The organism is Nocardioides sp. Soil774, assembly GCF_001428125.1.
Classification (GTDB): Bacteria; Actinomycetota; Actinomycetes; order Propionibacteriales; family Nocardioidaceae; genus Nocardioides.
Genome location: NZ_LMSM01000006.1, coordinates 400729 through 426998 on the forward strand (window position 1 = coordinate 400729; position 26270 = coordinate 426998).

19 protein-coding genes and 3 tRNA genes are annotated in these 26270 nt (G+C 71.9%); 13 read left to right on the forward strand and 9 right to left on the reverse strand.

Annotated features, from left to right (window positions below; translation table 11 throughout):
- Positions 1–28 precede the first annotated feature (28 nt).
- Positions 29–101, reverse strand: a tRNA-Arg gene (locus ASG76_RS07520).
- A gap of 206 nt (positions 102–307) precedes the next feature.
- On the opposite strand from ASG76_RS07520, the gene ASG76_RS07525 reads away from it, so the two are divergent.
- The 4 genes from ASG76_RS07525 to ASG76_RS07540 all read left to right on the forward strand — a co-directional run bounded on the left by ASG76_RS07525 (position 308) and on the right by ASG76_RS07540 (position 7690).
- Positions 308–2146 (forward strand): phosphoenolpyruvate carboxykinase (GTP), encoded by a 1839-nt coding sequence (locus ASG76_RS07525; RefSeq protein ID WP_056601859.1) that lies wholly within the window; start codon positions 308–310, stop codon positions 2144–2146.
- Positions 2147–2192: 46 nt separating this feature from the next.
- A complete protein-coding gene (locus ASG76_RS07530) occupies positions 2193–4448 on the forward strand; it encodes a putative bifunctional diguanylate cyclase/phosphodiesterase (RefSeq protein WP_157559015.1) in 2256 nt (751 codons plus the stop codon).
- Between the two features lie 220 nt (positions 4449–4668).
- Positions 4669–6528, forward strand: coding sequence for a phosphoenolpyruvate carboxykinase (GTP) (locus ASG76_RS07535; RefSeq protein ID WP_056601861.1), 1860 nt, complete (start codon positions 4669–4671; stop codon positions 6526–6528).
- A 154-nt stretch (positions 6529–6682) separates the two neighbouring features.
- Complete coding sequence (locus ASG76_RS07540) at positions 6683–7690, forward strand: TrmB family transcriptional regulator (RefSeq protein WP_056601862.1); 1008 nt, start codon at positions 6683–6685, stop codon at positions 7688–7690.
- A 461-nt stretch (positions 7691–8151) separates the two neighbouring features.
- Here ASG76_RS07540 and ASG76_RS07545 read toward each other — a convergent pair.
- Together ASG76_RS07545 and ASG76_RS07550 are read right to left on the reverse strand one after the other, a co-directional pair.
- Positions 8152–8242, reverse strand: a tRNA-Ser gene (locus ASG76_RS07545).
- A 64-nt stretch (positions 8243–8306) separates the two neighbouring features.
- Positions 8307–8768, reverse strand: coding sequence for a hypothetical protein (locus ASG76_RS07550; protein WP_056601863.1), 462 nt, complete (start codon positions 8766–8768; stop codon positions 8307–8309).
- A gap of 105 nt (positions 8769–8873) precedes the next feature.
- Here ASG76_RS07550 and ASG76_RS07555 point away from each other — a divergent pair.
- From ASG76_RS07555 to ASG76_RS07565, 3 genes are all read left to right on the forward strand, one after another.
- Positions 8874–8961 (forward strand) — tRNA-Ser (locus ASG76_RS07555).
- Between the two features lie 165 nt (positions 8962–9126).
- On the forward strand, positions 9127–10002 hold the full coding sequence (locus ASG76_RS07560; protein WP_056601864.1) for an AAA family ATPase: 876 nt from the start codon (positions 9127–9129) through the stop codon (positions 10000–10002).
- Complete coding sequence (locus tag ASG76_RS07565) at positions 9999–11363, forward strand: vWA domain-containing protein (protein ID WP_056601865.1); 1365 nt, start codon at positions 9999–10001, stop codon at positions 11361–11363. The genes ASG76_RS07560 and ASG76_RS07565 overlap by 4 nt, the downstream gene beginning before the upstream one ends.
- Positions 11364–11370: 7 nt before the next feature.
- Here the strand turns inward: ASG76_RS07565 and ASG76_RS07570 are convergent, their stop codons facing one another.
- The 3 genes from ASG76_RS07570 to ASG76_RS07580 form a co-directional block, all read right to left on the reverse strand.
- Positions 11371–12693, reverse strand: coding sequence for a hypothetical protein (locus tag ASG76_RS07570; protein WP_056601866.1), 1323 nt, complete (start codon positions 12691–12693; stop codon positions 11371–11373).
- Between the two features lie 70 nt (positions 12694–12763).
- Positions 12764–13708, reverse strand: coding sequence for a hypothetical protein (locus ASG76_RS07575; RefSeq protein WP_056601867.1), 945 nt, complete (start codon positions 13706–13708; stop codon positions 12764–12766).
- 1 nt (position 13709) lies between these two features.
- Positions 13710–14132 (reverse strand): hypothetical protein, encoded by a 423-nt coding sequence (locus ASG76_RS07580; protein ID WP_157559016.1) that lies wholly within the window; start codon positions 14130–14132, stop codon positions 13710–13712.
- 143 nt (positions 14133–14275) lie between these two features.
- Here ASG76_RS07580 and ASG76_RS07585 point away from each other — a divergent pair, with 143 nt between their 5' ends.
- Positions 14276–15793: a potassium/proton antiporter gene (locus tag ASG76_RS07585; RefSeq protein ID WP_056601868.1), complete on the forward strand. Its 1518-nt coding sequence runs from the start codon at positions 14276–14278 to the stop codon at positions 15791–15793.
- Positions 15794–15817: 24 nt separating this feature from the next.
- Here the strand turns inward: ASG76_RS07585 and ASG76_RS07590 are convergent, their stop codons facing one another.
- Entirely contained in the window at positions 15818–16321 is a 504-nt protein-coding gene (locus ASG76_RS07590; protein ID WP_056601869.1) for a LytR C-terminal domain-containing protein, read from the reverse strand.
- Positions 16318–16617, reverse strand: coding sequence for a type II toxin-antitoxin system VapB family antitoxin (locus tag ASG76_RS07595; protein WP_056601870.1), 300 nt, complete (start codon positions 16615–16617; stop codon positions 16318–16320). The genes ASG76_RS07590 and ASG76_RS07595 overlap by 4 nt, the downstream gene beginning before the upstream one ends.
- Positions 16618–16674: 57 nt before the next feature.
- On the opposite strand from ASG76_RS07595, the gene ASG76_RS07600 reads away from it, so the two are divergent.
- Positions 16675–18279, forward strand: a complete 1605-nt coding sequence (locus ASG76_RS07600; protein ID WP_056601871.1) for a helicase HerA-like domain-containing protein — start codon at positions 16675–16677, stop codon at positions 18277–18279.
- 157 nt (positions 18280–18436) lie between these two features.
- Here the strand turns inward: ASG76_RS07600 and eccCa are convergent, their stop codons facing one another.
- The gene (eccCa, locus tag ASG76_RS07605; RefSeq protein WP_235529444.1) at positions 18437–22444 is read right to left on the reverse strand and encodes a type VII secretion protein EccCa; all 4008 of its coding nucleotides are present in this window, start codon (positions 22442–22444) and stop codon (positions 18437–18439) included.
- A 159-nt stretch (positions 22445–22603) separates the two neighbouring features.
- Between eccCa and ASG76_RS07610 the strand changes: the two genes are divergently transcribed.
- The 4 genes from ASG76_RS07610 (at position 22604) to eccD (ending at position 26267) form a co-directional block, all read left to right on the forward strand.
- Positions 22604–23968 carry a hypothetical protein gene (locus tag ASG76_RS07610; RefSeq protein WP_056601873.1) on the forward strand — a complete coding sequence of 455 codons (1365 nt, stop codon included), beginning with the start codon at positions 22604–22606 and terminating at the stop codon, positions 23966–23968.
- A gap of 141 nt (positions 23969–24109) precedes the next feature.
- Positions 24110–24421, forward strand: a complete 312-nt coding sequence (locus ASG76_RS07615) for a WXG100 family type VII secretion target (protein ID WP_056601874.1) — start codon at positions 24110–24112, stop codon at positions 24419–24421.
- A gap of 34 nt (positions 24422–24455) precedes the next feature.
- Positions 24456–24746, forward strand: a complete 291-nt coding sequence (locus ASG76_RS07620) for a WXG100 family type VII secretion target (protein WP_162254097.1) — start codon at positions 24456–24458, stop codon at positions 24744–24746.
- Positions 24747–24884: 138 nt separating this feature from the next.
- On the forward strand, positions 24885–26267 hold the full coding sequence (eccD, locus tag ASG76_RS07625; protein WP_056601876.1) for a type VII secretion integral membrane protein EccD: 1383 nt from the start codon (positions 24885–24887) through the stop codon (positions 26265–26267).
- The last annotated feature ends 3 nt before the right edge of the window (positions 26268–26270 follow it).

A 26270-nucleotide genomic window follows, 5' to 3' on the forward strand; every position in this document is an offset into this window, starting at 1 on the left:
CGGTGTCACCGGGGGCTCTCGTGTCCTGCGCGCCTGTAGGGATTCGAACCCCAAACCTTCTGATCCGTAGTCAGATGCTCTATCCGTTGAGCTACAGGCGCCCGTCGTTCGCTCCGCTTGCGCGCCGCGAGGACTGGACGAGGATAGCCGACGGTGGTGGGGCTGGCGAAATCAGGGAGCCGGCGCGGGACCTTTGCCCGTGCTGCGACGGGGACCTCTGCCCGATCCGGCGCGCCGATCCGGTGCCCTAGGGTGCAAGCACCGACCCGCCCGCGGACGCAGCACCGCGAGAATGAGAGGCAGCGCGATGGCAGATCTCGAGGCAGTCCTGGACGAGGCGGGGCTGACCAACCCCCGCGTCCGCGAGTTCGTGAAGGAGTACGCCGAGCTCACGGGCGCCGAGCACGTCGAGGTGGTCAACGCCTCCGACGACGCGCGCCTGCTCGAGGAGGCCGTGGCGGCCGGCGAGCTGCAGCGCGCGGGGGAGGGTCGCTACTACTCCCGCAGCTACTACAAGGACACCGCCCGCTCCGAGGAGCGCACCATCGTCGCGACCAACGACGAGAAGGACCGCGGCGTCTACAACAACTGGCGCCCCGCCTCGGAGATGAAGCCGATGCTGCACGAGCGCATGCGCGGTGCGTCCGAGGGCAGGACGATGTACGTCATCCCCTACCTGATGTCGCCCCCCGGCAACGAGCTCGCGCCGTGGGCCGCCGGCGTCGAGCTGACCGACACCCGCACCGTCGTGCTGCACATGATCCGGATGTCGCGCGTGGGCGTGCAGTTCGTCAACGACCTCGAGGACCCGGACTCCTTCGTCCGCGCGGTCCACGTCACCGGCGACCTGGAGAACCTCGGCCAGGGCACCCCCGACGACCAGCGCTACTTCGTCACGGTCGCCGACGAGCGCACGATCCTGCACTTCGGCTCGTCCTACGGCGGCAACGCGCTGCTGGGCAAGATCGCGCACGGCCTGCGGCAGGGGGCGTACGACGGCTGGGCGAGCCGGAAGTTCCTCGCCGAGCAGTACATGCTCATCGGCATCCACGACAAGGAGACCGGCCGCACCTACCACGTGTGCGGCGGCTTCCCGAGCGCCTCGGGCAAGACCAACCTGGCGATGATGGCGGCCCCCGACGCGCTGGGGGACCGCTACCACGTGTCGTTCTACGGCGACGACATCGCGTGGCTGTGGGTCGACGAGGAGTCGGGGCGCCTGATGGGCATGAACCCCGAGTACGGCGTGTTCGGCGTCGCCAAGGACACCAACGAGACGACCAACCCCAACGCCCTGGCCTCGATCGAGGAGGGTTCACAGGCGATCTTCACCAACGTCGCCTACAACCCCACGACCGGCGAGGTGTGGTGGGAGGGCAAGACCCCGAAGCCGCCGACCGACGTCAAGGGCTGGCTCGACTGGACCGGGGCCCCGCTCGCGGACCGCAAGGACAACGACACCGCCGCCTGGGCCCACCCCAACAGCCGGTTCACCACGACCCTCGACAACGTCCCCAACATCGCGCCCGACTACGACGCGGCCGCGGGCGTGCCGATCGACGCGATCATCTTCGGCGGCCGCACCCGTGACCGCGAGCCGCTGATCCGTGCGATCACCGACCTCGCCGAGGGCGTCTACGACGGGCTCACGCTCGGCGCGGAGGCGACCTTCGCCGCCGAGGGCGTCGACGGGCAGCTGCGCTACGACCCGATGTCCAACCGGCCGTTCATGGCCTACGGCGAGGGCGACTACGCCCGGCACTACCTCGACATCGTGGGGGCGGCGAAGGACCAGCCGATCTTCGCCCACGTCAACTGGTTCCAGAAGGACCCTGACGACGGCCACTTCCTGTGGCCGGGCTACCGCGACAACCTGCGCCCGCTCCTGTGGCTGCTCCAGCTGCGCAACGGCGAGGTCGAGGGACGGCGTACGGCCGTGGGCGTCCTGCCGACCGAGGAGGAGCTCGACCTCACCGGCATGGACGTCCCGGCCGCCGACCTCCAGCGCATCCTGAGCATCGACCACGAGCGCTGGCAGCAGGAGATGGGCTTCCGCGAGGAGCACCTGTCGCAGTTCGACCGGATGCCCGAGGAGATCTGGGAGGCGCACCGCCGCGTGGCCGCCGACCTCGACGCCGAGGGCTGATCCGGAAACCGACCCAGGCGGCGAAATCGCCCGTACGATCAAGCGCGTGTCAAGATCTCGTCAACTCGCCGACCCCCTGCTGTGGTCGCGCGACGGCAAGCCCGGCATTGGGCTCGCGGTCCCGTTCGCGGCGGTGGCGTTGGCGTGCCTCGGGGTCACCCTGGTCCCGCCGTACGTCAGCGGTTGGTGGGTCTACGCGCTGGCCGGGCTGGTCCTCGTCGCGGTCGCGGGCCTCTTCGCGCTCTCGGTACGCCGGCCCGCCCGCACGTGGCTGGACCCGGCTCCGGCATACCTGATGTTCGTCTTCGTCGCCCTCGTGCACCACGCGTCGGGCGGCGCCGTCGGGGGCACCTCGTCGGGGCTGAGCGCCAGCGTCCTGCTGCCCATCCTCTGGCTGGCCATCACCGGCACGCGGAGCGAGCTGTGGGTCGCGAGCGGCCTGACCGTCGTCGTCTTCACACTGCCGATCGTGCTCATCGGGCCACCGGAGTACGTGTGGGGCGACTGGCGCCGGGCGGCCGTGTGGAGCACGGTCGCACTGGTGCTCGCGCCCGTCGTCCAGCGGATCGTGCACGACCTGGACCGTGAGACCCGCCGGGCCCGTATGGCGAACGAGCGGGTGGAGCGGCTGTTCGACAACGCGCCGCACGGCGTCGCCCTCCTCGACCCCGAGGGCACGATCTTGCGCGTCAACACCGCGCTGGCGGTGATCGTCGGCCTGGAGCCGCCGGAGATGGTCGGGCACCCCTTCCAGAGCTTCGAGGCTCCCGGCGAGGACGCGATCCGCGACCACGTCGAGCGGTTGATGTCCCACCGCAGCGAGATCATGGACGCCGAGTGCCGCCTGCGCGACTCGGGCGGCAACGACGTCGCCGTCGCGGTGAGCAGCACCGTCGTGCAGGACCCGCAGATCGGCGACATCGTGATGGTCAACGTCGTCGACGTCTCCGACCGCCGCCGCTACCTCGACCGGCTCGCGCACCTCGCGGACCACGACGTGCTCACCGGGCTGGCCAACCGACGCCGCTTCGAGAGCGAGCTCGAGCGCCAGCTCGACCGGTGCCGACGGCACGGTCCCACGGGTGCCCTGCTGCTGCTCGACCTCGACAACTTCAAGCAGGTCAACGACTCGCTCGGGCACAACGCCGGCGACCAGCTCCTCGTGACGATCGCAGGGCTGCTGCGTCGCTCGATCCGCACCACCGACGTGGTGGCGCGGGTGGGCGGCGACGAGTTCGCCATCATGCTCACCGACGCCGACCAGGCCACCGCCCAGCGGGTCGCGGACCTCGTGGTCGAGCGCATCCGCGACCACGCGGCGACCCTCGACGGCGTACGCCGTCACGTGTCCGCGAGCGTGGGCGCGGTGACCTTCGCGGCGGCCGCCGAGCACTCCGCCGACATCCTCGCGCTCGCCGACATGACGATGTACGACGCCAAGGAGTCCGGCCGCAACCGCGTCGCGCTCCTCGCCGAGGGGGAGGGGCGGGGCCCACGCAGCTCGATGCGGCTGCAGTGGCAGTCCCGGATCGAGGAGGCGCTAAAGCACGACCGCTTCGCGCTCCACTTCCAACCCATCATGGACATGAAGACAGGTCGCATCGACTCCGCCGAGGTGCTGCTGCGGCTCCGCGGCGAGGACGGCGAGCTCGTCCCGCCCGGTCGCTTCGTCTACATCGCCGAGCGCGCCGGTCTCATGCCGAGGGTCGACTGCTGGGTGCTCGACCGCAGCCTCGAGATGCTGGCCCAGCTGCGCCAGATCATGCCCGACTTCTGCCTGGAGGTGAACATCTCAGGGGCGTCCATGGGAGACCCGGCCGTCGAGCAGACCATCCTGTCGGCGCTCCAGCGTTTCGAGGTCGACCCCCACGCGCTGATCCTCGAGATCACCGAGACCTCCGCCGTGGCCGACGTCGCCCTGGCCCGGGAGTTCGCCGAGCGGATGGCGGCCCTCGGGTGCCGGTTCGCCCTCGACGACTTCGGTGCGGGCTTCGGCTCGTTCTACTACCTCAAGCACCTGATCTTCGACTACGTGAAGATCGACGGCGAGTTCGTCGCGCACGTCCACCGCTCGTCGGTGGACCGCACGATCGTGCGCTCGATCGTCGGCATCGCCCGCGACCTCGGCAAGCAGACGGTCGCCGAGTTCGTCTCCGATCCCGAGATCCTCGAGGTGGTCCGCGCTGAAGGCGTCGACTACGCCCAGGGCTTCCTGATCGGGAAGCCCGTGCCGATGGACGTCTTCATCAAGGAGTTCCTGCTCGCACCCGTGCCCGCCGTGCCAGCCGTGGCCGCGGACTGAGCGCGTCCACGCACGTCACAGGAGGGGGAGCAGGGGACGCCGATCTGACGCGATGGTGGTGCTGCCCCGCCGCGTCCAGGGACATACCTCCTGGCAGCGAGATCCACGTCACAACCCTTAGACCGATCCAATATGTGCGTGCGTCAGCCGCCGCTAGCGTCCGGAAGAAGTCGCCGACAACGAGGCCGCGCGAACCGCGACAAACGCTGAAGGAACGGTCATGACCGCCACCATCGACACCCAGACGACGCCCTCCACGACTCCGCCCACGACCCACGAGGGGATCCTCGCCTGGGTCACCGAGGTCGCCGAGCTCACCCAGCCCGACACCATCCACTGGTGCACCGGGTCCGACGAGGAGTGGGCGCAGCTCACCGCCTCGCTCGAGGCCACCGGCACGTTCACGCGCCTCAACCCCGACGTGATGCCCAACTCGTTCCACGCCGCGTCCGACCCGACCGACGTGGCGCGCGTCGAGGACCGCACCTACATCTGTTCCGTCGCCGAGCGCGACGCAGGCCCCACCAACAACTGGATGGAGCCCGAGAAGATGAAGGAGCTCATGCGTGGGCTCTACGCCGGCTGCATGCGCGGACGCACGATGTACGTCATCCCCTTCGTCATGGGCCACCTCGACGCCGAGCAGCCCATGTTCGGCATCGAGGTCACCGACTCGGCCTACGTCACGGTCTCCATGCGCGTGATGGCCCGCATGGGCACCGAGGTGCTGAGGCGCATCGAGGAGCTCGAGTCCGCCGGCCGCGACCCGCAGTGGGTGCCCGCGCTGCACTCGGTGGGCATGCCGCTGGAGCCCGGCCAGGCCGACGTCGCGTGGCCGTGCAACGACACCAAGTACATCGTGCAGTTCCCCGAGGAGCGGATGATCTGGAGCTTCGGCTCCGGCTACGGCGGCAACGCCCTGCTCGGCAAGAAGTGCTACGCGCTGCGCATCGCCTCGGTCATGGCGCGCGACGAGGGCTGGCTGGCCGAGCACATGCTCATCCTCAAGCTCACCTCGCCGCAGGGCGTGACCAAGTACGTCGCCGCGGCCTTCCCGAGCGCGTGCGGCAAGACCAACCTCGCGATGCTCAAGCCCACCGTCCCGGGCTGGACCGTCGAGGCCATCGGCGACGACATCGCGTGGATGCGGATCGGCGAGGACGGCCGCCTGTGGGCGGTCAACCCCGAGTTCGGCTTCTTCGGCGTCGCGCCCGGCACCAACGAGCACACCAACCCGCACGCCATGGAGACCATCCGCAAGGGCAACTCGGTCTTCACCAACGTCGCGCTGACCCCCGACGGCAACGTGTGGTGGGAGGGCCTGGAGAACACCCCGGCCGAGGCGACGAGCTGGAAGGGCGAGCGCTGGACCCCGGAGATCGCCGCCGGGACCGGCGAGCTCTCCAGCCACGCCAACAGCCGCTACTGCACCCCGATCAAGCAGTGCTCGATCCTCGCCGACGAGTACGACGACCCGCGCGGCGTGCCGATCGACGCGATCCTCTTCGGTGGTCGTCGCAAGACGACGATCCCGCTCGTCACCGAGGCGCGCGACTGGAACCACGGCACCTTCATGGGCGCCACGCTGTCCTCGGAGACCACCGCGGCCGCGGTCGGCGCCGTGGGCGTCGTACGCCGCGACCCGATGGCGATGCTGCCGTTCATCGGCTACAACGCCGGCGACTACTTCGGCCACTGGGTCGGCATCGGCAAGGACAACGACGCGGCCAAGCTGCCGAAGATCTTCTACGTCAACTGGTTCCGCCGCTCCGACGACGGCGACTTCCTGTGGCCCGGCTTCGGCGAGAACAGCCGCGTGCTCAAGTGGGTCATCGAGCGCATCGACGGCCAGGCCGCCGCGGTCGAGACCCCGATCGGCCATGTGCCGGCCCCTGGGTCGCTCGACATCGACGGCCTCGACCTCACCGAGGAGCAGGTCGCGCAGGCCCTCGCGGTCGACGTCGAGGAGTGGAAGGCCGAGCTGCCGCAGATCGAGGAGTGGTTCGAGAAGTTCGGCGACGACCTCCCGGCCGTGCTGTGGAGCGAGCTCGACACCCTCAAGGCCCGTCTCGGGGAGTGACCCCGGCCTGATCCCGCGTCACCGACCCGCCCGCCGCTCGACGGTGTGGCGGGTCGGTGCGTCCCATCCCGTCCCATCCCGTCGTCTCCGGCGTACGACTGGGGCCGTTGTGGCACGATCACCCCACTGGGTTCGGGGTGAGCGGAGGTGAGTCATGCCCCTGGGGCAGCACGAGCGCGGTGTCTTTGAGGCGCAGGCCACCCCGCTCTACGAGGAGATCGTCACCTCCGCCGGCATCAGTGCCTCCGACAAGCGCATCGTCAAGGGCGGCGAGCTGCAGCAGGCCTTCGCCCTCCTCGTCGAGGTGGGGCTGGTGGTCAGGAGCGACGACCGAGCCTTCTGGCGCGCGGTCGATCCCGCGACCGTCCAGGCACGGGTGGTCGCGCCGATGGGCCAGCAGGGCGCCGAGCTGATCGTGGAGTCGGCCCACTGGGCCCAGGCCTTCGGCACCCTCTCGCACGCGTGGCGTCGTTCGCCCAGCGCGGTCGGCGGGCCCTTCGCCGAGATCCGCGGGGGAACGACCATCCGCACCTTCCTGGAGTCGCTGGTGAGCGACGCCGAGCAGGAGCTGCTCTTCGCGCAGCCGCAGGACCGTCGCGGGGTCAAGCAGCTCGCCGAGGTGGTCGCGCGCGAGATCGCCCTGCTCCGGCGGGGGGTTCGGATGCGCACGCTCTACCAGCACGCGGCCCGCCGTGGCAGCGACACCCGCAAGTACGTCGCTGCCGTGTCCGCGGAGGGTGCGGAGGTGCGCACGCTCGACGAGTTCTTCAACCGCCTCATCGTGGTGGACCGCCGCACCGCGGTCATCCCGAGCCACGAGGGCCTCGAAGCCGCCATGGTGATCAGCGAGCCGTCGATGGTGCTCTACCTCGTCGACATGTTCGAGCGCCACTGGGAGCGAGCCCGGCCGTTCACCAGCAGCGAGACCTCGCTGATGCGCGACATCGCCGCCGAGCAGCGGGCGATGACCATCCGGATGCTGCTCGAGGGCCGCGCAGACCCGGCGGGCGCGAAGCGCCTCGGGGTCAGCCCCCGGACCTACGCGGGCTACGTGGCCGACCTGAAGAGCGAGTTCGAGGTGGAGACCCGCTTCCAGCTCGGCTACGAGATGGGCAAACGCGGCATCGACGGCCGCGAGACCGACGAGCCCCCGAAGAAGTAGCGCCGAAACGGTCGGGAAATGAGGCAAGGGCAGCGACCAGAGGTCACTGCCCTTGCTGCCGAGACGGGCCTGTGGGGGAGGCCGTGCGGACCAGAACTCGTGGGGGGTTGAGGGGTCCGTGTCTCAGCACTTCACTGCGTGCACATCATGGCACGTCGGTCAGCGTTCCACCTTGGCGAACGTGCCCCAGGTGTAGTCGGCATTCGCAGGCGCGCTGCTGATCCCGACGAATCCGAAGCCTAGGGCGGCCACGAGTGCGGCGGCTGCGATACGGCGGACTGGGGTCATGTTGGCTTTCACCTCGTTGTCAAGTGTCACAGGGGATGACGGGACAATCATCCCCCACGTCGACGGACGTCGTCATGCCGATGCGTCTGCAGGTCTGTGCAATGCACGATCCTGCAATTGATCCGCGACATGCAGTCGGCCCCCTCCGGTGGGGGAGGGGGCCGACGTCGGGGCGGAGGCGGAGGGATTTGAACCCTCGATGGGGTTTTAGCCCCAAACCCGCTTAGCAGGCGGGCGCCATAGACCGGACTAGGCGACGCCTCCATGCCCAGCCAGCGGCCGAGCGAACTGAAGGCTACAAGGCGCAGCGCGCCCGTGCCGAATCAGGTCACCACTTCTTCAGGCCGTGTCCGCGCTGGAGGTGCTCCTGGACGTCGCGCACGAAGGCCTCACGGTCGATCGCGAGCATCTCGACGGGGATCGTGGTCGTACGCCCGTCGCGCAGCCGCAGCACGACGACGGGGGAGTCGGCCACGGTGGTCGTCACGGCGTCCTCGACGTCCTTCCAGCGCGCCGAGGCCGCGCCCACGCCGCGCACCCACTGCACCCGGTAGCCCTCGTCGGTGAACCGGGCCACCCAGCCCCGCGTGCGCCAGGTCCACCAGCAGCCCGCGAGCACGGCGAGGGTGAGCACGACGGGGACCAGCAGGAACACCGTGTGGAGGTCGAGGACCGCGATCGCGACGGTGCTCAGGAGGATCAGCACGGCGACCGCGCACAGCACGAGGCCCAGCAGGCGCGCCGCGACGGCGGGGGCGAGGCGGTGGTCGGTGGCGGTCTCGGTCGTCACGCGAGAGATTTCACCACGCGCGCGGGCCCCACCCGGTGCTCGGGTCCGGGCGGCGGCCCGGCTTGGGTAGAGTCCCGCGGTGTGCGGCGCCCCGGCGCGGCACGAGGAGGGGTGCCGGAGCGGCCGATCGGAACCGCCTTGAAAGCGGTCGTAGGGAGACCTACCGCGGGTTCGAATCCCGCCCCCTCTGCCAAGCCGAAGCGAAGCGAGGCGCGGGCTGAGGGGGCGTCGGCCGGGCGTGGCGGCTGCCAAGCCTGAGCGTCCACATGTAACGCCGGGTTACGTGCTGTACCCACCCCCGTGCAACGGGGTGGGTACAAGGAGCAACCCGGCGTTACAACGGGGCTAGGCTCGCGCGGTGACGACGAGCTGGTTCACCTCGCCTGACGACGCGGCCCGGCGCCTGGAGGCGGCCGGCTACCTCACCGACGACGCGACCGCGCTCACGGCGTACCTCGCCGGGGCGCTGGAGAAGCCGCTGCTCGTCGAGGGACCGGCGGGCGTCGGCAAGACCGAGCTGGCCAAGGCGGTCGCGCGGTCCACGGGCGCGGAGCTGGTGCGCCTGCAGTGCTACGAGGGTCTCGACGAGGCCCGCGCGCTCTACGAGTGGAACTACAAGAAGCAGCTGCTTCGCATCCAGGCCAGCGGGGCCGACCAGGCGTGGAGCGAGACCCACGACGACATCTTCACCGAGGAGTTCCTCCTCACCCGGCCCCTGCTCAGCGCGATCCGGCGAGACGAGCCGACGGTGCTGCTCGTCGACGAGGTCGACAAGACCGACGTCGAGGTCGAGGGCCTGCTGCTCGAGGTGCTGAGCGACTTCCAGGTCACGATCCCCGAGATGGGCACCGTGAGCGCCACCAGGCGTCCCTTCGTCGTGCTGACCTCCAACGCCAGCCGGGAGCTGTCGGAGGCGGTCAAGCGGCGCTGCCTGTTCCTGCACCTCGACTACCCCGACGCCGAGCGCGAGCGGGCGATCGTCACCAGCCAGGTGCCCGACATCGACCACCGGGTCGCCGTGCAGCTCGTCGACGTCGTCGTGCGGCTGCGCGAGCTCGAGCTCAAGAAGGCGCCCTCGATCGCCGAGTCGGTCGACTGGGCGCGCACCCTCGTCGCGCTGCAGGTCGGCGACCTCGACGAGGAGACCGTCGCGCGCACCCTGGGAGTGGTGCTCAAGCACGCCTCCGACCAGCGGCGGGCGGTCAAGGAGCTCAAGCTGCTGGCCGCGCGATGACCCTGCTCGACACCCACATCGGCTTCGTGGAGGCGCTGCGCTCCGCGGGCCTGTCGGTGTCGCTCGCCGAGGGCCTCGACGCGATCAGCGCGCTCGAGCGGGTGCACTGGCACGACCGCGAGACCGTGCGCGCGGCCTACGCCGCCACGCTGGTCAAGCGCCAGCCGCAGCGGGTCACCTTCGACGCGGTCTTCGACATCTACTACCCCCGGCTCGTCGGCGGCGGTGTCGCCGGCGACGACGTCGCGCCGACCGAGGGCGTGCCCGACACCGGGGCGCAGCTCCAGCGGCTGCGTGAGGCGCTGGCCGAGGCGCTGGCGTCCGGCGACCAGCAGGCGATGCAGGACCTCGCCGTCGAGGCCGTCGCGAGGTTCGGCGCCATGCCGGGCCGCGGACCCGGCCTGTCGAGCTGGTCGGCGTACACCTCGCTGCAGCGGGTCTCGCCCGCCGAGCTGATGGACCGGCTGGTCCAGGGGCTGCTCGCCCAGGGCCTCGACGAGGAGCGGGCCCAGCGCGACGCGGGCCGGCGGATCGGGGAGTTCACCCGGATGGTCGAGGGCGATGCGCGCCGGCGCATCGCGGAGGAGAAGGGACCCGAGCACGTCGCCGCAGTGACGGTGCGTCCGACCATCGACCGGCTCGACTTCACCGCAGCCCGTCGCAGCGACCTCGAGGAGATGCGCCGCGAGATCTACCCGCTCGCCCGCCGGCTGGCGGCCCGGCTCACCAAGGAGCAGCACGCGCGGCGGCGCGGTCCCCTCGACGTACGCCGCACCGTGCGGGCCTCGATCGCCACGGGCGGGGTGCCGCTCACGACCCACCACCGCCCGAGGCGTCCGCACCGCACCGAGCTCGTCGTGCTGTGCGACGTGAGCGGGTCGGTCGCCAGCTTCGCCCAGTTCACCTTGATGCTGGTCTTCGCGCTGCGCGAGGCGTTCGGCGGGGTGCGCGCCTTCACGTTCGTCGACGACGTCGTCGAGGTCACCGACACCTTCGCACCCGGAGCCGACGTCGCGGAGGTGATGGAGCAGCTCTCGGCGAGCATCTCCCACGCTGCCCGCTTCGGGCGCACCAACTACGGACGGGCGCTGACGCGGTTCGCCGAGGAGCACCCCGACGCGATCGGTCCCCGGTCGTCACTGCTGGTCCTCGGGGACGGACGCTCCAACTACAGCGACCTCGCGCTGCCCGTGCTGGCGGACCTCGCGGGACGCGCCCGCCACGCGTGGTGGCTCAACCCCGAGCACCCCCGGCACTGGGGCACCGGCGACAGCGCCGCGGACCAGTACGGCGCGGTCGTGCCGATGGTGGAGTGCCGCAACCTCACCCAGCTCGGTGAGTTCGTGCACGAGATCGTCTGAGCCCTCCTCAGCCGGCGAGGTAGCCCAGCTCGTGCAGCCGGGTGATCTCGGCGCGCAGCTCGGGGTGCTCGGCGCCGTCGGCGGCCCGCGCACCGGCGACGTAGGCGTGGTCACCGGCCACCTCCCCCGCGTCGAAGACGACGGTCAGCCGGTTGGTGGTGCGGGCGTTGATCAGCGAGCCCAGGATCGCCACGGGGTCGGAGCGGTCCTCCAGCGACAGCATCCGGGTGGCGTCGGGCAGGCGCGGCACCTGGGCCGACGGGGACCCCGCGGTGACGACCTGGTCGACGACGAACCGCGCCGACCTGACGCCCGCCGCGATCTCGGCGGCGACGGTGCCGCCGGCGGCCGAACCGACCAGCATGACGCGGGCGTCGTCCTCGGTGAGGACCTTCTCGATCGCGCGCACGACCTGGCCCGCGGACGTGGTGGGGTCGGCCCCGACGAGGCGGAGCCGGCCCGGATCCACCCCGAGGGAGCCGGGCAGGTAGGCGATGTAGCGCCCGGCGCCGACGCGCTGCACGCTGATCCGCTGGTCCTCCGCGAACAGGGTCACCACCAGCTCCTCGAGGGAGCGGGGTGCCGCTGCGGTCGCGGTCGCGTCGACCTCGGCCGGGACCTCCTCGGCCTCCACGAAGGAGCCCGCGGAGTCGCGGAAGGCGGACACGGCGTCGGTCGGGAAGTCACCCACGCCGATCGCGCGCAGGCCGCCGCGAGCCGCACCGGCCCCCTGCTCCGACGAGAGCACGCCCGCGGTGAGCAGCGAGCGCATGTGCAGCCCGTCGAGCAGCCCGCCGCCGCCGGAGAGGTGCTCCATCAGGTCGGGGTTGCTCTCGGCGAGCTCGCTCAGGTAGGCGGTGACCCCGTCGCGGTCGAGCGCGTCGGTCTCGATGAGGCCAGCGCTGACGATCGCTCCGCCGAGGGCCACCTCGGGGGCGAGGTAGCCGATGGCGCGACCCGCGATCGAGCCGAGGGTCTTGTAGGCGGCCGCCTGCAGCTCGTCGATCCAGCGGTAGGTCAGCACCGTGGCCCGTACGACGAGCGCGTCGGCGTCGAGCTCGACGGAGCGGGTCAGCAGCCCGTGCTTGCCCGTCGTCGCGGCGCGGATGTCCTCCTCGGCGGGCCCCCACGTGGTCGGCGACAGCTCGGCGGAGTCCACGACGTCGTCGTCGCCGAGGATCTCCGCGCCCAGCCGCGCGCGGGTGCGCATCTCGTCGCCGGAGGCGTCGAAGAGGTCGGCCAGCGCCAGCATCTGGTCGTACTTGTCGGCACCGACCGATGCCGAGGCGTCGTCGGCGCCGTGGGTGCGGGGGATGTCGAGGTCGCTCATGTCGGGGTCCCTGCGGCGTTGTCGGTCGGGGGAGCGAAGCGGCGGAGGCCGAGAACGTCGTGGGGTGACGTCATGCTGTGGCCGCCTCTCCGACGGTGACCTGGGCCAGGACGGGTGCCAGCGCGGTGGCGAGGTCGTCGGGGTCGACGCGCGCCACCGAGACGCGCGCCCCGTCGTCGTGGCGTGGGGTGAGGGAGTGCCAGCCGTCGCGGAGCAGCACCCACGAGACCACGCCCACCGAGGTGGTCACGCGCTCGGACACGGCTGCGGCCAGGATGCGCAGGCGTCCGCGGCTCTCGGCGTGCACGGCGCAGACCGCGGCCGCTGCCTCGGCGTCGCCCATCGGCGAGCCGTCGGCCAGCACCTCGCCGTCGCTCTGCCCCACCAGCACCGGGACGAGGTCGGCGCGGCTCGAGCGCAGCGCCTCGCCCACGGAGTCGGCCAGGGCGTAGGGGACGTCGAGCAGGGCCGGCACCTGGGACGCGGTGAGCGGGAGGTCCTCGGGGACGGCGGTCACGCGGGCGAGCTCGGTGGTCCACTGGTGCACGGGGAACCAGGCCAGCTCGAAGACGATCCCGTCGCAGGTGGACAGGCTCGCGACGGCGTCGCCGGCCTGTCGGTGCCAGGCCTTGACCTGGGTGGCGCCGGCCGCGACGTCGACGTCGAGCGCGAGGCGCGGGGTGGCCAGGAGCCCGACCGCGCCGAGGAGCCCGGCGTCCGCGCCCGCGTCGGTGAGCAGGCCGCGGCGCCGCAGCGTCTCGTGCGGGTCGTGGAGCGAGGCGAGCGCCTGCGCGTAGGCCCGGTCCTCGGAGGTGCCGCGGCTCTGGCCGAGGCGTCCGCTGAGCGACCCGGCGTCGGCGGCCTCGCCGTCACGGAGGTCGAAGGGCAGCGGCGCGCCGCCGGCGAGCTCGGCGACCAGGCGCAGCTCGGGCAGCGTGAGCGCGAGGCGTCGCGCCATGGCGTCGAGGAAGGTCGCCGGCGCCGGGGGCGCGGTGGTCAGGTCGATGGTCACCATGTCAGAGCCCCGGGAGGTCGGTGGTCAGCCAGTCCTTGTGACCGGCCGGAGGGGGGTCGAAGGCCAGCAGCGCCGCCTCGGCCCCGTCGGGCGAGGCGCCGGACGCGGCAGCGGCGGACCGGGAGCGGGCGTCGTCGACGAGGGCGGTGGCCTTGTGCGAGCGCGTCTCGATGGCCTCCTTGAGCACGTCGACCTCCGCCAGGTGACGTGCGAGCGACTCGGCGGCGTCCTCGTGGTGGGCCGCGGCGGCGCGCAGGTGGTCGGCGCGGCCCTTGATGCGCTCGCGCATCGCGTCGGCTGCCTTGCCGTGCCACGGCACCGCCTCGGCCTGCGAGACCAGCCGAGCGGCCAGGGCACGGATGTCGCCGCTCTGCTCGCGCAGCTGCGCGACGCGTCGGCGTCCGGCGGCGGGGTCGCCGTACATCGATCACTCCCTCTCGTCCGTGGACGACTACCCGACCTCGAGCCGTCCCAAACGCGTTCCCATGTCTGGATTCGCATCCAGGCGCCGGGGTGGGCGGCCGATAGGATCGAGACGCCGACCGCCCCGCCGCGACTGAGGTGTGCATGACCTTCGACGTCCACCAGCTCGACCTGTTCGTGCTGGTCGGCGCGGTGGTGACGCTGGCGGCCATCCTCGCGGTGCGGGTCTCGGCCGGCGTGGGCCTGCCGTCGCTGCTGATCTACCTGCTCATCGGCGTCGCGCTCGGTGAGGGCGGGCCGTTCGGGATCCCCTTCGACGACGCACAGCTCGCGCACGCGCTGGGCTTCGGCGCGCTGGCGATCATCCTGGCCGAGGGTGGCCTGACGACCGACTGGCGCCAGATGCGCTCCAGCATCCGGCTCGGCCTCTCGCTGGCGACGCTCGGGGTGGCGGTCTCGGTGGCGGTCGTCGCGGTCGGCACCCACTACCTCCTCGGTCTGCCGTGGGAGCTGGCGATCCTGCTCGGCGCGATCTGCTCGCCCACCGACGCGGCCGCGGTCTTCTCGGTGCTGCGCGCGCTGCCGCTGCCCAAGCGGCTCACGGGCGCGCTCGAGGCCGAGTCCGGTCTCAACGACGCGCCCACCGTCGTGCTGGTCGGCATCATCTCCACCGGGGCGATCGGGGAGGCCAGTCCTTTCGAGACGGCCGGGATCATCGTCTTCGAGCTGATCGCCGGAGGCCTCGTCGGCATCGCCTGCGGCGTCGCGGGTGCGTGGATCATGCGGCGGGCGGCGTTGCCCTCCTCCGGCCTCTACCCGCTCGCGGTGCTGTGCCTGGCGTTCACCGCCTACGGCGCGGCAGCCGCGCTGCACGCCTCGGGCTTCGCGGCGATCTACGTCGCCGCGCTGATCCTCGGCAACAGCGAGCTGCCGCACCGCGTGGCCACGAGGTCGTTCGCCGAGGGCGTGGCCTGGCTCGCGCAGATCGGCCTGTTCGTGATGCTCGGCCTCCTGCTCTCGCCCGCACGGATCGACGTCGACACGGTCGTGCAGGCCCTCGTGACCGGCCTGGTGCTGACGCTCGTGGCCCGGCCGCTCTCGGTGCTGGTCAGCAGCGTGGTGCAGCCGATGGGCCCGGGCGACCTGGCGTTCATCTCGTGGGCGGGCCTGCGCGGAGCCGTCCCCGTCGTGCTCGCGACCATCCCGCTCGCCGAGGGGGTCGAGGGGGCCGACGACCTCTTCGACATCGTCTTCGTGATGGTCGTCGTCTACACCCTGCTCACCGGCCCGACCCTGCCGTGGGTGGCCTCGCTGCTGCGGGTCGCGCGGCGCAACGAGCCCCGCGGCCTCGACGTCGAGGCCGCGCCCCTCGACAAGGTCGCGGCCGACCTGCTCCAGGTCACGATCGCGTCGACGTCGAAGATGCACGGCGTCGAGGTGGGCGAGCTGCGGCTGCCCCAGGGCGCCTCGGTCTCGCTGGTGGTCCGCGGCGGCAGCGTCCTCGTGCCGGAACGACGTACGGTCCTGCGCGCGGGCGACGACCTGCTCGTGGTCACCCCCCGCAAGCTGCGCGAGGCGACCGAGGTGCGGATGCGCCAGGTCTCCGAGAACGGTCGCCTGGCCCAGTGGGTCGGCGACCCGTCGCGGCGCCCGCGCGACTAGCTGTCCCGGCTGGTCGGAACCGGGCTACTCGGAGCCGGTGGCGCGGCAGTACGTCGCGTCGGCCTCGGCGACCACGGACTCGACCTGCTTCTTGCGCAGCGCCTTGAACTTCTCGCCGACCACCACGACCACGCCCGGCCCGAGGGCGTCGCCCGCGACGACCTTGGCCTTCTTGAACTGCTGGCTCACGAGGGCGACCGCCGGGTTCGTCGGGTCGGAGGCCCAGATCTGCGTGGTCGCGGCGGGCGTCGGGGCGTCGCCGACGTCACCGGGGACGAAGCCCCGCTCGCTGAGCTGGGCGCTGGTCGCGCCGGCCAGCCCGCTGCGACCGCTGCCGTTGAAGACGCTGACCACGACCTGGTCCCGGCGCACCTCGCTGCCGGCGGTGACGGTCGTGTCCTCGCAGATCGCGACCGGCTCGTCCTGCGGGAACGGCTGCGTCAGCGCGGCCCAGCCCCACACGGCGGCGACGACCACCAGCAGCGCGAGGACCGCCAGGGTCAGCGCCGACTTCAGCGCACCGCTCACTGGTCCTCCGCCTGGTGGACCCGGGCGTGGAGCACGAGGCGCTGCTGCAGGGCCGCGCGCAGCGCACGGTGGAGCCCGTCCTCGAGGTAGAGGTCCCCGCGCCACTGCACCACGTGGGCGAAGAGGTCGCCGTAGAAGGTCGAGTCCTCGTCGAGGAGCGTGTCGAGGCGCAGGGTGTCCTTGGTGGTCACCAGCTCGTCGAGGCGGACCTGGCGCGGGGGCAGGTCGGCCCAGCCGCGGGAGTCGAGGCCGTGGTCGGGGTAGGGCCGGCTGTCGCCCACCCGCTTGAAGATCACGGCGGTGACTATATCGACGCCCTCGTCGTCGCCTCACCTGCTGACTAGGCTCGCGGCATGCCAGAGACCCCAGAGACCCCAGCGGCATCGCAGCCCGCCCCGAGCGACCCCGTCTCCGAGGCGGTGGCACCGGGCTACCGGTTCGAGGGTCCGGCTCTCGAGCTCGGTGGCCTGATGCTCGACGCCGAGCGGCTCAGCGACGTCCACATCAAGATCCCCCTCGGCATGCTCAACCGGCACGGCCTCGTCGCCGGCGCCACCGGCACCGGCAAGACCAAGACCCTGCAGCTGCTCGCCGAGCAGCTCAGCGCCAACGGCGTACCGGTGTTCGCCGCCGACATCAAGGGCGACCTGTCGGGCCTCAGCGCGCCCGGCGAGCCCAGCGACAAGCTCACCGCCCGCACCGCGAGCGTCGGCCAGCAGTGGACCGCGACCGGCTTCCCGACCGAGTTCTACGCCATCGGCGGCCAGGGCACCGGCGTCCCCGTGCGGGTGACGATGAGCGCCTTCGGCCCGACGCTGCTGGCCAAGGTGCTCGGCCTCAACGAGACCCAGGAGTCCTCGCTCGGCCTGGTCTTCTACTACTGCGACTCCCACGGGCTGCCGCTGCTCGACCTCGCCGACCTGCGTGCGGTCCTGCAGTACCTCACCGGCGACGCGGCCGGGAAGGCCGAGCTCAAGGGCATCGGCGGGCTCTCGCCGCAGACCGCCGGTGTGATCCTGCGCGAGCTGATCACCTTCGAGGCCCAGGGTGCCGACGTCTTCTTCGGGGAGCCGGAGTTCGAGACCCAGGACTTCCTGCGCACCACCGACGACGGCCGCGGCGTGATCAGCCTCCTCGAGCTGCCGAACCTGCAGGACCGCCCGGCGCTGTTCTCCACCTTCCTCATGTGGCTGCTCGCCGACCTCTTCCACGACCTGCCGGAGGAGGGTGACCTCGACAAGCCCAAGCTGGTCTTCTTCTTCGACGAGGCGCACCTGCTGTTCCACGACGCCTCCGACGCCTTCCTCGACCAGATCGCGCAGACCGTGCGGCTGATCCGCTCCAAGGGGGTCGGCGTCTTCTTCGTGACGCAGTCGCCGACCGACGTCCCTGACGACGTGCTCGCCCAGCTCGGCTCGCGCGTGCAGCACCAGCTCCGCGCCCACACGCCCAACGACGCCAAGGCGCTGCGCGCCACCGTGAACACCTACCCCGACAGCGCGTACGACGACCTCGGCGAGGTCATCACGTCGCTCGGCATCGGCGAGGCGATCGTCACCGTGATGAACGAGCGCGGTGCCCCGACCCCCGTCGCCTGGACCCGACTGCGCGCGCCGGAGTCGCTGATGGATGCTGCCGACCCCGCCGCGATGGTGGCCGCCGTCAAGGCCTCGCCGCTGTCGGCGAAGTACGCCGAGGCGATCGACCGCGAGTCGGCCCGCGAGCTGCTGGCGAAGAAGCTCGAGGAGGGCGCGCGCAAGGCCGCCGAGGACGCCCGGGTCAAGGAGATGGCGCGCGAGCAGAAGAACGAGCGGGTCACCGAGAAGGCCTCGACGAAGGCCGAGAAGGAGAAGGACTCCATGGTGGAGACCGTCGTGAAGTCGACGGCCTTCAAGGACTTCATGCGCACCGCCGCGCGCGAGATCGCCCGCGGGATGTTCAACAGCGGCCGCCGCTAGTCCCGCGGCGAGCGGTGTGTGAGGGGGATTCGGGACGCTCGGAATCCCCCTCACACACCGTTCGCCGGGCGTGTCGCCGTACGAGGCGCGCCTGAGCGGTGCGTGAGGAGGATCGGTGGCGCCGAAAATCTCCGTCACTCACCGCTCGGGCGGCGGCTCACATGGTCGGGTCGAGCCAGGCCAGCTGCGCGGTCTGGGTGCCGCCGTCGCGGGTGACGACCCGGGCCCGGCCCTCGGGCGCCGGCTGCGGGCGCAGGTTGCCGATGAGCACGCCCTCGTCGCGCGGGCCGGACAGCACGACGCCGGGCATCGCGAGGTCGCGCAGCGACTGGATGACGGGCTCGTAGAGCGCGCGGGACGCACCACCCGTACGCCGCGCCACCACGACGTGCAGGCCGACGTCGCGGGCCTGGGCCATCAGCGGCTGCAGCGCCGAGACCGGCGAGGACTGCTGGGTGGCGACCAGGTCGTAGTCGTCGACCACGACGAAGACCTCGGCACCGGTCCACCACGAGCGGCTGCGCAGCTGGTCGGGCGTCACGTCGGGACCGGGGATGCGACCCTCGAGGTAGCTCGCGATGTCCTTGAGCGTGGGCGTGGCCTGGGTGGCGGAGGTGAGGTAGTTGAGCAGGTACTCGTCGGGCACCTCGCCGAGCAGCGAGCGGCGGTAGTCGACCAGCACGATCTGGGCCTGCTTCGGCGTGCGGGTGCGCATGATCTCGTGGACGTAGGCCCGCAGCAGCGCGCTCTTGCCCGACTGCCCGTCGCCGAAGATCAGCATGTGCGGCTCGGCGTCGACGTCGAGCCCGATCGGGGCCAGCTCCTTCTCGTTGATGCCGAGCAGGACGTGGCGCTCGGGCATCTTGCGGCGCACCGCGTCCTCGCGGATCGCCTCGAGCGTGACCCGCTCGGGCAGCAGGCGCAGCTTGGGGCCCTCGGGGCCCTTCCACGCCGCGGCCATCTTGTCGATCAGGTCGTCGACGCCGTCGCCGAGCGTGTCGGCGTTGCCGTCGCCGTCGACGCGCGGCAGCGCGCCGAGGAAGTGCAGCTTGGACGGCACGAGACCGCGGCCCGGGCGACCGACCGGCACGAGGGCGGCGACCTTGCGGTCGACCTCGGAGTCGAGCGGGTCGCCGAGGCGCAGCTCGAGCTTGGAGCCGAAGACGTCGCGCATCGCGGCGCGGTAGTCGGCCCACCGGGTCGAGGCGGTGACGATGTGGAGGCCGAAGGTCAGGCCGCGCGCGGCGAGCTGCTGGATCTCCATCTCGAGGTCGTCGAACTCCGCGCGGAGCGTGCTCCAGCCGTCGATGACCAGGAACACGTCGCCCCAGCCGTCGTCGACCCGGCCCTGGGCGCGGCGCGAGCGGTAGGTCTCGATGGAGTCGATGCCGTTCTCGCGGAAGAAGGCCTCGCGACGGTCGACGATGCCCTCGACCTCGGCCATGACGCGGCGTACGACGTCGGGCTCGGAGCGCGTCGCGACGCCGGAGACGTGCGGCAGCCGGGCGAGCGGGGCGAACGTGCCACCGCCGAAGTCGAGCACGAAGAACTGCGACTCCATCGGCGTGGTCACCAGCGCCATGCTCGTGACGATCGTGCGCAGCAGGGTGCTCTTGCCCGAGCGGGGCCCGCCGACGACGGCCACGTGACCGGCGGCGCCGGTGAGGTTGAGCGTCATCGTGTCGCGGCGCTGCTCGCGGGGACGGTCGACGGTGCCGAGCGGGATCACCAGGCCGGGCACGTTGCGCCACTGCTGCGAGGTGAGGCCGAGGTCGGCGTGCTCGACGAGGTCGGGCATGAGCTCGTCGAGGGTGTCGGGCACGTCGAGCGGCGGGAGCCAGACCTGGTGGGCCTCGGGGCCCTTGCCGATCATCCGCTGCACCGCGATGTCGAGCAGCGAGGGCTGCTCGCCCTGCCCCTGCCGCTGCGGCTGCGGGGCCGCCACGTCGGGGGTCTCGTCGGCGGTCGGCTGGAGCGCCTGCACCTCGGAGATCGTGAAGGGCAGGATGCCGCGGATGGCGCCGCCCTCGTCGCGGGTGACGCGGGTGCGGCTCGACGGCGGCCCGGAGACGTACGCCGCCTTGAAGCGCAGCAGCGTGGACTGGTCGGGCTTGAGGTAGCCCAGGCCGGGGACGGCGGGGAGCTCGTAGGCGTCGGGCACACCGAGGACCGCGCGGGACTCCCCGGCGGAGAAGGTGCGGAGGCCGACGCGGTAGGACAGGTGGGACTCCAGGCCGCGCAGACGGCCCTCCTCGAGCCGCTGCGAGGCGAGCAGCAGGTGCAGCCCGAGCGAGCGGCCGAGGCGGCCGATGGCGACGAAGAGGTCGATGAACTCGGGCTTGGCCGAGAGCATCTCGGAGAACTCGTCGACGACGATGAAGAGCGACGGCATCGGCTCGAGCGGCTCGCCGTTGGCGCGGGCCTTCTCGTAGTCGCGGACCGAGGCGTAGTTGCCGGCGTCGCGCAGCAGCTCCTGGCGGCGCGTCATCTCGCCGGAGAGGGCGTCCTGCATGCGGTCGACGAGCGTGAGCTCGTTGGCGAGGTTGGTGATGACGGCCGACACGTGCGGCATGTCGGCCATGCCGGCGAACGTCGCACCACCCTTGAAGTCGACCAGCACGAGGTTGAGCTGCTCCGAGGAGTGCGTCATCACCAGGCCGAGCACGAGCGTGCGGAGGAACTCCGACTTGCCGGAGCCGGTCGCACCGATCACCAGGCCGTGGGGTCCCATGCCCTGCTGGGCGGACTCCTTGATGTCGAGGTGCACCATGCCGCCGGAGTCGCCGATGCCGATCGGCACCCGGAGCCGGTCGCGCGCGGGGCGCGGACGCCAGGCGGTCGCGGGGTCGTAGGCGAAGATGTCGCCGAGGCCGAGCAGGTCCATGTGGTCGGGCGTCGTCGAGGTGATGTCGACCGCGCCGCCGGCCGAGGAGGCCTCGGCGCTGGCGGTCTTCAGCGGCGCGATGCGTCGGGCGTACGCCTCCGCGGTGGCGAGGTCGCACTGGTCGGCCAGCGCCCGCACGGGCTCGCCGCGCAGCCGCAGCGCGCTGACCGGTCGCTTGCCGAGCTCGTCGGGGGCGTCGGCGAACTCCAGGCGCAGGCGCGTGGAGTCCTCGAGCTCGTCCCACCGGCTCGGCAGGTCGAGCAGGGTGACGCCGTGCAGGCCGTCGGGCGGCACGATGTGGTTGCCGGGGGGCAGGTGGCCGCCGTCGATGACCAGCAGGATGTGGGGGGTCGCCGCGCGCTCGTCGGCGCCGAAGCGGGGCCGGTCGCTGAGGTCGGGCGGCAGCAGGTTGCCGAGGTCGTCGAGCGAGGTCGAGACCAGTCGCATCGGACCGACGGCGTCGGCCTCGCGGGTGCTCTGCGCGTGGGGCAGCCACTTCACCCAGTCCCAGTGGGTCAGGTTCTGCTCCGAGCTCAGCACCGCGACCACGAGCTGGTCGGGGTTGTGGAAGGCCGTGGCCGAGCAGATCATCGCCCGCGCGGTCGAGCGGACCTCCTCGGCGTCGCCGCAGAGCTCGATGCGGTCGAAGGCGCGCAGGTCGATCGACGCCGGCAGGTTGGGCTGGAGACGGTGCACGACGAGCAGGCGGTGCAGCGCCGACGCGGCGGCGGGGTCGACCTGGTCGACCGGCGCGCTCTCCGGCGGGACCAGCTCGAGCGAGAGCGGCTGGGAGCAGAGGCCGTAGCGCACGTGCAGGAAGTTGTCGTCCGAGGCGGTGTGCTCCCACAGGCGGGTGCGCTCCTCGGCCAGCGAGGGCAGGGCGCTGGGCTCGGGGTGGTGCCAGTTGAGGGCGCGCCGCTGCTGGTCGGCGGCCTCGCGCGCCACCTTGCGGATGTTGCTGAGGTAGCGCAGGTACTCGGTGCGCGACCCGGTGACCTGCTGCGCGCGCTGCTTACGCTGCCGGTCGATCTGCACGATGATGAAGCCGAGCGTGGCGAAGAGGAACATGCCCGCGGCCAGGAAGCTGCGGCTCTTGTTGGCCCCGCCCATCGTGGCCACCAGGACGATGGAGCCCAGGCTGCCCAGCATCGGGATGGCGTTCATCAGCACGCCGCCGGCGCCCTCGCCCTCCTGCAGCTCCGGCGGGGGCTGCAGCACGATCTGGCCGCCCGGCATCTCCGGCTCGTCGAGCCTCTGGCCGCCTCGCAGTGTCGTGCTCACGCATCCCCCGTTGCCTCACCAGATGAAGTCGCGTCGATAGTAGGTGCGCCGCTGCACCCGCGCGAGCCGACGACCCGCCCGGCGACCCCGGCCGTGCAATACCCTGCTCCGAGAGAAGCGCCCGGTGCACGCGAAGGGGGAATCGTGTCGGACGTCGCCATGCCCAGCCCAGCTGACGCGACCATCGCCGTGAGCATCCACGGCCCCGCCGGCGTGCTCGACCTCGTGGTCCCCGCCGGGGCCACCTCGGTCGACGTCGCCCGCGAGTACGCCAAGCAGGCGGAGGCGGCGGGCGCGGTCCCGGGCATCCCGCTCCTGCAGACCGCGCTGGGGGAGCGGCTCAACGCCGCGGTCCCGCTCGCCGACGCCGGCGTGCAGCCCGGCGACGTGCTCGTCGCCACCACGGGCGTGCACCGCCCGCGCCGGGTGACGCTGCTGCAGGCCGCCAAGAACGCACCCGAGAGCCCCGCCCTGGCGTCGATGATCGCCACCGTCGCCGCGCTCGCTGCCGTCCTCGCCGCGTGGTACGCCGGTCGCGCGGGGGAGGAGACGGTGCGCACCGTCGCCGTGGGGATCCTGCTGGCGTGCGCGCTCGTCGGCGTGCTGCCCGTCGGCCGGCACACCCGGCAGCGTGCTGCCGCAGCACCGGCCTTCGCCGCCGCCGCCGCGTTCGCGGCCCTCTACGAGCCCGGCGTGCACCTGCTGCCCGCGATCCTGGGTGCCGCCGGCATCGCCGCTGCTGTCGTGGCCGGCATCGGTCGCGCGCTCTCGGCCGAGTCCGACGAGCTCGGTGCGGTGTGGATCGCGGCCGGGCTGACGGTCTTCGCCTGCTGCTCGGTGCCGGCCCTCATGGGCTGGGACGCCCGCGTCGCCTGGACGCTGCTGGTCTTCGGCTCGATGATGGCCGCGCGCTTCGCGCCGTCGCTCGCCATCGACGTGCCCGACGAGGCGCTCCTCGACCTCGACCGCCTCGCCGTCACCGCGTGGTCCGCGCGCGACGCGCAGCGCAAGGGCCGTCGCGGTCGCATCGTGGTGGCGGCCGACGCCATGGAGCGGCTGGTCCACCGGGCCTCGCGCATCGTCACCGGCGCCTCCGCGGCGATCCTGGTGACGGTCGCGGTCGCGAGCCCGCTGCTGCTGCACACCGCCACCATCGACCTCGACCGCATCGGCGCACGGTGCCTGGTCCTCTTCGCCGGCTGCTCGCTCCTGCTGGCCGCGCGCTCCTACCGCCACGCCGCGGCCCGCGGCCTGCTGCGCCTGGGCGGGTTGGCCGCGCTGGTCTCCCTCGCCGTGCACCTGGTGCTCGGCCCGGGCGCGGAGCTCCTGGACACCTTCTTCTACGCCGTCGTGGCCCTGGGTGCCATCGCGCTGGGCGCCGCTGTCGCCACCGGGCGCGGGTGGCGCTCGGTCTGGTGGTCGCGCCGGGCCGAGGTCGCGGAGTCGTTGTGCGGCAGCCTCGCCTTCGCCTCGGCGGTCGTCGCGGCCGGCGTCTTCCGCCGCCTGTGGGAAATGACGTCGTGAGGTTTAGCCCCAAATCGGTCGGGTAGATGCACGTCAGCGCGGGGGGTCGGGACGTCTCCCCGAGCACCGGACCACCAGTCCGGTGGATCACCAACACACAAGAAACTCGGTCGGTTCGACCGCCGAGGGAAACGGATCGACATGAGCGAGATCTACGGCCAGACAGAGAAGGCCCTGTCCAGGGGTGCCGACTTCGTCGACCAGGCCCGCGGTGACGTCAAGAACAAGTGCGGTGTCCTCTCCGGCAACATCCAGACCATGATGGGCGGATGGGGCGGCCAGGGTGCCACCGCGTTCAACAACCTCATGATCGCGTGGAACGAGAAGCAGGAGACGATCCTCAAGGCGCTCGACCAGCTCTCCGCGTCGATGAAGGAGACCGAGCGCGACAACGTCTCCACCGACGAGAGCCAGTCCGCCACCCACGCCAACCTCCAGGGCCGTCTCGGCTGACGCCGAGCCCCTACACAGACTCAGGAGATCGATGATGAGCTTCGACGGAATCAAGGTCCAGCACGGTGCACTCGACGCCGGTGCCGCCGACGTGATGAAGGCCGCCAAGGACATCGAGGCGCGCCTCGACCAGCTCGAGACGGACCTCAACCCGCTCAAGTCGGACTGGAACGGTAACGCCAAGATGGCCTACGACCAGGCCAAGGCGAAGTGGGACCAGGCCATGCAGGAGATGACCCTGCTCCTGGAGCAGGCCAGCAAGGGCGTCGACGCGTCCAACGCGGAGTACAAGGCCGCCGACGCGCGAGGCGCCAACCGCTTCTGATCGCGTTCCAGCCGGTGAGGCCGGTCGTCCCGTGGTGGGACGACCGGCCTCGCTGCCTGTTCGCCTAGGCTGCACTCCGTTCGGTGGCTCGGGGCCTCGTCCCGCGCGCACGTGAAGCACGATCAGGGGGAGACACCAATGAGTCAGGGGTCCTCGGTCGCCTCGGGACTGGTCCGGGTGACCATCGCCTCGGGTTCCCGGCGCGTCGATCTGGTGCTGCCGGGCTCCATCCCGGTCGCCGAGCTGGTGCCCGAGCTGGCCCGCTCCGTCGGCCTGCTCGACGCCTCCACGGTCTACGGCGGCTACCGCCTGGTGACCCAGGAGGGCCGGATCCTGGCCAACGACGCGGGTCTGACGATGCAGGGCATCGAGGACGGCGGCCTGCTCACCGTCACCGCCGGGGTCGACGAGAAGGCCCCCCGCGTCTACGACGACGTCGTCGAGGCGATGGCCGACGTGGTGGAGAACGAGCTCCAGCCGTGGGAGCCGGCGGCAGGACGTCGTACGGCGCTGGGCGCGGGCAGCATCCTGCTCGGCCTGGGGGCGCTGGCCCTGCTGCTCAAGGGCGAGAGCCTGCTCGGCGGGGTCGCGGCCGCGGTCATCGCGGCGCTGCTCGTCGTCGGCGGCATCGTGCTGGCGCGGGCCCAGGACGAGCCCGAGGCGGGCGTCGCGGTCTCCCTCATCGCCGCTCTCTACGCCGGCGTGGCCGGACTGCTGCTCGCACCCGGTGACCTGCCGGGGTGGACCTGGCCGCTCGACGACGCGTTCTTCACCGACCCGCTCCTGTGCGCCGGCCTCGGCGTGCTGGCGGTCGGGCTGGTGGCCGTGGTCGGCCTGCAGGAGGGCCGCGCGCTCGTCATCCCCGCGATCGTGGTGGGCGCGGTCCTCGTGGCCAGCTCGGTGCTGATCCGGGTCGCCTCGCTCGAGCCGAGCACCGTCTTCACGGTGCTGATGACCCTCGTCGTGCTGGCCGGCAGCATCTTCCCGTGGCTGGCGCTGGGCGTGACCGGCACCAAGGTCGACCAGCTCTACTCGCTGCACGACATCACCGCCGACCCGGACGAGATCGACCCCGACGAGGTCGCCGACGACGCACGGGTCGGCCACGAGATCCTGCTCGCGGTCTCCGCCACCGTCGGCACGCTGCTCGTCCTCTTCGCCCCCTTCGCGGTCGGACGGGGCGCCTTCGGCACCGTCCTGGCCGCGGTCTGCTGCCTGGCCGTCATGTTCCGCACCCGCCAGTACCGCACCGGCTCGGAGGTGCTGGCCGGCCTCACCTCCGGCATCCTCGGGCTGGTCTCGGTCGCGGTGTCGATGCTGCTCGTCCACGACGGGTGGCGCGCGGGCGCGGCCATCGGCCTGGCCGGTGTGGGTGCCGCGCTGCTCGCGCTCACCCTCGTGCCGGCCTCGCCGTCGGTGCGGCGCGGCCGCATGGGCGACGTCGTCGAGATGGTCACCCTCCTGGCGCTGCTGCCGCTGATGGTGCTCGCCGCCGGCTTCGTCTCCGCCGTGGCGGGCTGAGTC

Excerpts from the sequence above, each read along its gene's own strand:
- ASG76_RS07525 (WP_056601859.1), top strand. The coding sequence starts at position 308 with ATGGCAGATCTCGAGGCAGTCCTGGACGAGGCGGGGCTGACCAACCCC.
- ASG76_RS07535 (WP_056601861.1), top strand. The coding sequence starts at position 4,669 with ATGACCGCCACCATCGACACCCAGACGACGCCCTCCACGACTCCGCCC.
- ASG76_RS07540 (WP_056601862.1), top strand. The coding sequence starts at position 6,683 with ATGCCCCTGGGGCAGCACGAGCGCGGTGTCTTTGAGGCGCAGGCCACC.
- ASG76_RS07565 (WP_056601865.1), top strand. The coding sequence starts at position 9,999 with ATGACCCTGCTCGACACCCACATCGGCTTCGTGGAGGCGCTGCGCTCC.
- ASG76_RS07570 (WP_056601866.1), bottom strand. The coding sequence starts at position 12,693 with ATGAGCGACCTCGACATCCCCCGCACCCACGGCGCCGACGACGCCTCG.
- ASG76_RS07575 (WP_056601867.1), bottom strand. The coding sequence starts at position 13,708 with ATGGTGACCATCGACCTGACCACCGCGCCCCCGGCGCCGGCGACCTTC.
- ASG76_RS07580 (WP_157559016.1), bottom strand. The coding sequence starts at position 14,132 with ATGTACGGCGACCCCGCCGCCGGACGCCGACGCGTCGCGCAGCTGCGC.
- ASG76_RS07585 (WP_056601868.1), top strand. The coding sequence starts at position 14,276 with ATGACCTTCGACGTCCACCAGCTCGACCTGTTCGTGCTGGTCGGCGCG.
- ASG76_RS07600 (WP_056601871.1), top strand. The coding sequence starts at position 16,675 with ATGCCAGAGACCCCAGAGACCCCAGCGGCATCGCAGCCCGCCCCGAGC.
- ASG76_RS07610 (WP_056601873.1), top strand. The coding sequence starts at position 22,604 with ATGCCCAGCCCAGCTGACGCGACCATCGCCGTGAGCATCCACGGCCCC.
- ASG76_RS07615 (WP_056601874.1), top strand. The coding sequence starts at position 24,110 with ATGAGCGAGATCTACGGCCAGACAGAGAAGGCCCTGTCCAGGGGTGCC.
- ASG76_RS07620 (WP_162254097.1), top strand. The coding sequence starts at position 24,456 with ATGAGCTTCGACGGAATCAAGGTCCAGCACGGTGCACTCGACGCCGGT.
- eccD (WP_056601876.1), top strand. The coding sequence starts at position 24,885 with ATGAGTCAGGGGTCCTCGGTCGCCTCGGGACTGGTCCGGGTGACCATC.